This is a genomic window from uncultured Mucilaginibacter sp. (assembly GCF_903913935.1).
Classification (GTDB): Bacteria; Bacteroidota; Bacteroidia; order Sphingobacteriales; family Sphingobacteriaceae; genus Mucilaginibacter.
Genome location: NZ_CAIWNH010000251.1, coordinates 1 through 6332, shown reverse-complemented (window position 1 = coordinate 6332; position 6332 = coordinate 1). Strand labels below are relative to the sequence as shown.

The following is a 6332-nucleotide window of genomic DNA, read 5'->3' as shown; positions in this document are numbered from 1 at the left end:
GTTACGCTTTTATAGAAGATACAAAGTAAAGTACCTTAAACGAAACCGCATTAGCAGATTGCTCTACTACTCTTTTCTAACGCTTTCATTTGGAAGTACATTATTGTGTTTCGCTCTTTCAGATAAAATAGTTGATTACGTCTTAAATAATTATCCTTCAAAAATCACCACTGCAAAAATCACTTCTGTAGAAGATGGACCAAATTTTAAACAACGGTCATATGATGTTACATTTATTTATGTAAATAAAGGTGATACAATTACGCAGGGATTTACCACACAGAAATATAGCATATATTGGGCGGGGCGACCGCTTCTAATCAGGTATTCGTTAAAATACCCGGACATGTATGTGATCTTGAAGCGGCTTTAGTGGCTAAAAAACACAGGGCGTTACCTCTTGCCTTTTTCCCCACTTATTGGTATATTTGTGATAGTACTGCCACGATAGCTTTTTTTAGCTTGTGTTTTTTTAAAAGAAATTCCCCGATCTCGTCAAAAACCAAAATTCAAACAAGTTCTTTCTTTAATTACTTTACATCTATCTGATAAATAGCATTTTAGCAAAAAATAAACCCAATTTCCTTTGGTACCCCAAATGCGTTTTGCCTTCGGAATGACCCTGAAATCTGCTACCCAAAACGCGTTTTGCCTTCGGAATGACCCTGAAAGGTGGTACCCAAAATGCATTTTGCATTCGGAAATGATTTTTTTCTGCTACCCAAAACGCATTTAGGGTAGCAAAATCCCACATTTTTTACCTATTTCTTTATTTTTGGAGTAAACATATTCATAATTATAGCCTAAATTTATGCCGTTCCGGGGTCGGATAAACCTCCAAAACAACCCTTTATATACTAAACTGATGATCAATAAAATTGCTCTTTTTTCGTTTTTTATTTTGTTACTCTTTTCCCGGTCGGTTTTGGCACAGGAGATCATTGATACACCCATTGAACATTATATCGTGTATCAAGATCCAAAAGTTATCAAAGTAAAGATCAATCCGCCTTTTGCAATAACCGGCCGTGTTATTGGGATGAACCTTGAAAATGTACAGGATGTTGCGGTAACTAATATATGCACTGCTGAAACTGCGAAAACCGACAACAATGGAATTTATCGTATCCACGCGGCGAAAGGCGATACCCTTGCTTTTGTGATCTCTAAATACTCCACGGAGTTAAGGGGCGTAAAACCTTCAAAGGAAAATTTGAATATCATCCTGATAAAACGAAAAGCCGACGCCTTTGTTAATAAAATCCCAATCCACGACTACAACAAAGCAGTAAGTGATGATAATGATATCTACCACATCCTCGAAAAAGATGCGAAACTGGAAGGAAAGTGGGTTTATTAGGTTGATTGGGTTGAATTAAATCTTGATGAATAAAAAACAGAAAATCAATATGAAAAACATTGGCATTTTAGGTTCGGGCATAGTGGCTACCACACTGGCCGAGGGATTTATTAAGCACGGATACAGCGTTTGTTTAGGTACCGGGCATCCCGAAAAATTAGAGAGCTGGAAAGCGCAGCAAGGCGGCAAGGCCACCATTGGTTCATTTGCCGACGCCGCCAAATTTGGTGCCCTGCTGGTGCTGGCGGTTAAAGGCAGCGCAGCAATAGTTGTCCTGGAAAGTGCAGGCAGGGAAAATTTAAAAGATAAAACTATTATCGATACGTCCAACCCTATTGAAGCGGCCCCGCCGGTAAATGGGGTATTGAAATTTTTCACCAATATCAATGAGTCGCTGATGGAGCAATTGCAGATGGCATATCCGGAGGCAAATTTTGTGAAGGGCTATAACAGCGTCGGCGCGCCGCTAATGGTCAACCCTGATTTCGGCGGAACAAAACCTACCATGTTTATTTGCGGCAATAACGCACAGGCAAAAAATGAGGTAGCTGAAATTAATACCCTGTTTGGATTTGATACCGAAGATATGGGCACGGCTGAAGCAGCAAGGGCCATTGAGCCACTTTGTATGTTGTGGTGCATTACCGGCTTCACCACCAACAAGTGGGACGGACATGCGTTTAAATTGTTGAGGAGGTAATGAAGAACATCTATAATCTGGAAGACTGGAAATTAAATAAAGATATTTTGAATGCCCAACGATTCGTTGAGGTAAAGATTAATTTAAAATATCCGGAATCAGAGCAATTCATCGGGTTTAAACCAAAAGAGCGAATAAAAAGGATCAACCTTGATCATCAAATAAAACTGAATGAACTGCTTGCTTTAAACTTATTTGACAAATACGAGATCAACGGAACTAAAAAACGCCCCCTCGGGGTTAAAGCTAAAATTAAATACAATTCATTATCTATCATTAACAAGCTTAGTTATGTAAGCAGTATTTGGATCGAATCCGTTGATCATGCAGTAAATATAAAAAAGGAGGAAATAGCAACAGAAAAATATTTCTGTGTTAAAATGACCGTAGCAATAGACATAGAAGGAATCTCTTGCAAAAAACAAGATATTGAAAAGAGATTTGTTTTGATTAAAGCAATGTCATCAGATGAAGCTTATGAAAAATTAGAAAAAACAAAAGAAACATATACAACCCGTTATCTGAACTCAGACGGAAGATTTGTCAGATGGAAGATCGAGAGCTTCGATGATTGTTACGAAACTGATATCATCAGTCCTAAAGATCTGGATGAGGAAGCAGGTGTAGAGGTTTATTCAAAATTAAAATCGCGAAAAAGAAAGTCGACAGATGTTTGGGACGGGGCGTTTTGAGGTAACTATTAAATGTTACCACATATTCGATCCTTGATATTCATTACTTTATTGCTAATTTTAGGCGATAAATTAATCTATTGCCGCCATGCCGGGAAGCAGGCAATAAACCCCTTTTTTAAATGGAAATAAAACCTAAAAGTGTAAAAAGCACTCATTTAAAAAACATGATCATCAAATGCCTTTATTTTGATAAAGCGATGTCATGTGCCGAATTGAGTGAATTGTTTGATAAAAGCATCCCCTCCATAGCCAAAGCTGTTAATGAATTGATTGAAGAAGGTTTTGTAATCGAGCAGGGCTATGCCCCATCAAGCGGCGGGCGGCGGCCATTAATGTATGCCATCAATGCCAGCGCCATGTATATCCTTTCCATCGCCATGGACCAACTGTCAACCCGCATTCAACTGGTCGACCTGCTAAACCATCCCGTTGCGGACATGGAAATGTTCGACCTGAAACTGTTGCATAACGAGCAGGCGCTTGATTTACTGGTTGAAAAAATTAACAATTATCTTGCACACTCCGGAATCCCGAAAGAAAAGATCGCCGGAATAGGCATTGGTATGCCCGGTTTTATTAACCCGATAAAAGGCATCAATTACACCTACCTGGATGCAGGTGATAAAACCTTAAATCAATACTTAACAGACGAAACCGGGTTACCGGCTTATATCGATAACGACTCCAGTCTGATTGCTTTGGCCGAACAAAAATTCGGGATAGCCAGGTCGCAGAAAGAAGTAATGGTGATTAACCTGGGCTGGGGCATTGGTTTGGGGATGATCGTTAACGGCGAGATCTTCAGGGGCAGAAACGGCTTTGCCGGTGAGTTCAGTCACATCCCCATATCCGAAGATGGGGCGCTTTGCACCTGCGGCAAACGCGGTTGCCTGGAAGCTGAAGCATCGATGCTGGTCGTATCAAAAAAAGCGATTGAAGGCATACAGCAAGGCAGGATAACCAGTTTAAAGCAAATTGATGAGGCACACTCCAAACAAATGGGCGACGCCATTATGGACGCTGCATTAAACGGCGACCAGTTTGCCATTGAGCTTTTTTCGGATGCGGGCTATAAGATCGGCAAAGCTTTGGCTATCCTCATTCATATCATGAACCCGCAGGCCATTGTATTAAGTGGCCATGGTGCCAAGGTTGGTAAAATATTACTGGCGCCGATTCAGCAAGCTTTGCATAAGTATTGTATCCCCCGCTTGTCGCGCGGTACTGAACTGTTAATATCCGAACTGGGCTTTGATGCCGAGCTGATTGGCGCGGCGGTGTTGGTGATGGAGAATTTTGATAAAGAGGTAAAAAGCCAGTTGATTGCGGGATAGTTGATTGTCGATGGACGATAGTCCACGGCAATTACCCGAAATGTAATACCAATATAGTATTTAATTTAAACCTAAATAGGCGATGGTTAATGGACAATCGGCATAGAACAAAAAAAATGAATCAAAAATATAAAGCCGGGGTACTTTTTGGGATATTCTGTATGATCACCTCTTTTGTAAATAACATGTTCATTTTCCCTGAGCCTGACCATTCCAAACACATGATGGGAATTGTGATTACATCGGTGATAGGCGGCGCGGTTGGCAGATTTTTATACGGATGGTTTACCATATGGTACAGAGCAAGAGGCACCAAAAGCGTTGAATAGTATTATGGTTGGCTCTTTATATAATAATGAAGGATATAGACCTTTTCTATTTACAAAAAGATGAACCCATAAAAAGCTGCCTGCTTTATCTGCGGGAACATCTGCTTGCTTTTGATAAAAACATCACCGAGGCCTGGAAATACAGGATGCCGTTCTTTTGTTACAAGGGCAAAATATTTTGTTATTTGTGGGTGAATAAAACAACACATCAGCCTTATATTGGCATTGTTGAGGGGCGAAAGCTTGAGCACCCATTATTAATCATAGAAAAACGGTCGAGGATGAAAATAATGATGATTGACACGGATCAGGATATTCCGGTTGATACCATCAATTCAATTTTAACAATGGCGATCAGCCTCTACGATAAATGACATGCAAATTAAAAGAATCACCCCATCTGAATACCAACTGGTAGCTGGCCTGTTTGATCAATACCGGGTATTTTATAAGCAACCTTCGGACATCAGGCTCGCCGAAAACTTCATCAAAGAACGCCTTGAAAATAAGGAGTCGGTAATATTTTTGGCTTTGGGGGATGACGGCAAACCGGCGGGGTTTACACAACTATATCCTCTAATTTCGTCCGTAAGGGCAATAAAAAACTGGCTGCTGAATGATCTTTATGTAGATGCCGCTTACCGAAAACAAGGCATCGGCGAAGCTCTTATAAAAACCGCTATGGATTTTGCAAAGGAACAAGGCTCAGCCTATGTAAAGCTGGAAACAGCTTATGATAATTATACTGCCCAAAGCCTTTACGAAGCCATTGGTTTCAAAAAACAGGAACCGGATACCGGGTATTTTAATTACCGGATAGAAGTGAGTGAAAAATAAAAGCTATTTAACTGCGGAGATCGCTAAGAAAGCGCAAAGCACGCGGAGAATTTAAGATAAAGCGATAATTGCTTTTTTATACCTCCGTGGGCTCTACGCCTCCTCTTTTCCTCTGTGTTAATATCTAAAAGTGACAGGAAATCATCAATAAATACTATCTTCAAAACTTATAATCATAAAAAATGCAAAAACCTGACAGCCTGATCTTCGATATGGACGGCACCCTTTGGGACGCCGTGGATACTTATGCCGCTTCGTGGAATTTAGTTTTTGAAGAATTAGGCATTGACATCGTGGTGGAACGCGAACAACTGGGTAAAATGGTTGGAATGGAGGGTAAAAAAGTTGTAGGGTTGATTATGCCCGATTTTGATGATGAAAAACGCCAGATGATCTATAACCTGGTGAACGAGAAGCGCAAGGCAATACTTCCCCAACGTGGCGGGGCTTTATACGATGGTGTAAAAGAAGGCCTGCAACAACTAAACGAAAAATACGACCTTTTTATCCTGAGCAATTGCGCCAAAGGCATCATCCGTTTGTTTATTGACTGGGCGGGTATTGATGAGCATATTAAGGACGAACTGGCTCACGGCGTAAATTTTATGCCCAAGAGCCATAATATCAAACTGCTTTCGGATATGCATGGGCTTAAAAAACCGGTTTATATTGGTGATACCGAAGGCGACGGGCAACAAAGCCGCCTGGCCGGGATCCCATTTGTTTTTGTAAGCTACGGATTCGGGCAAACAGCCGATTATGATTTGAAGTTTGATAATTTCAAATCATTGACAGAATATTTTATGAGTCTTTAATTACAGAATAACGCTACCCTTCCCAAAAAAATAAAAATAGTCGTGCGATTGATGATTTAAGGTCGACGGCTTTCTTCATCTAACTAATAAAGTTAAATATTGTTAAACTGACGGCGAAAAGGCCTTTGTAACCGTTCTTTCAACAAATTTATAGCGATAATTACCCCGGTTATCGGCACAAATGCCTGCCTGGTCTATTATTTAAAACTGCCAGGCGGCAATTGGCTACTTTAGTTGATATGTTGAAGCGTTTAAAACCGGC

Annotated in this window: 8 protein-coding genes; all 8 read left to right on the top strand. The window is 40.4% G+C overall.

Features of this window, described 5'->3' with window-relative positions:
* Positions 1-865: 865 nt before the first annotated feature.
* Positions 866-1360 (top strand): hypothetical protein, encoded by a 495-nt coding sequence (locus tag QZY09_RS09855; RefSeq protein WP_295671829.1) that lies wholly within the window; start codon positions 866-868, stop codon positions 1358-1360.
* A 49-nt stretch (positions 1361-1409) separates the two neighbouring features.
* A complete protein-coding gene (locus tag QZY09_RS09850; protein WP_295671826.1) occupies positions 1410-2060 on the top strand; it encodes an NAD(P)-binding domain-containing protein in 651 nt (216 codons plus the stop codon).
* Complete coding sequence (locus QZY09_RS09845; protein ID WP_295671822.1) at positions 2060-2752, top strand: DUF4288 domain-containing protein; 693 nt, start codon at positions 2060-2062, stop codon at positions 2750-2752. Before QZY09_RS09850 ends, QZY09_RS09845 begins: the two co-directional genes overlap by 1 nt.
* A gap of 122 nt (positions 2753-2874) precedes the next feature.
* Complete coding sequence (locus tag QZY09_RS09840; RefSeq protein WP_295671819.1) at positions 2875-4089, top strand: ROK family protein; 1215 nt, start codon at positions 2875-2877, stop codon at positions 4087-4089.
* A gap of 116 nt (positions 4090-4205) precedes the next feature.
* Complete coding sequence (locus QZY09_RS09835) at positions 4206-4418, top strand: hypothetical protein (RefSeq protein ID WP_295671817.1); 213 nt, start codon at positions 4206-4208, stop codon at positions 4416-4418.
* 26 nt (positions 4419-4444) lie between these two features.
* A complete protein-coding gene (locus QZY09_RS09830; protein ID WP_295671815.1) occupies positions 4445-4792 on the top strand; it encodes a DUF1801 domain-containing protein in 348 nt (115 codons plus the stop codon).
* A gap of 1 nt (position 4793) precedes the next feature.
* Positions 4794-5255, top strand: coding sequence for a GNAT family N-acetyltransferase (locus tag QZY09_RS09825; protein ID WP_295671811.1), 462 nt, complete (start codon positions 4794-4796; stop codon positions 5253-5255).
* Between the two features lie 182 nt (positions 5256-5437).
* On the top strand, positions 5438-6070 hold the full coding sequence (locus QZY09_RS09820) for an HAD family hydrolase (protein WP_295671808.1): 633 nt from the start codon (positions 5438-5440) through the stop codon (positions 6068-6070).
* The last annotated feature ends 262 nt before the right edge of the window (positions 6071-6332 follow it).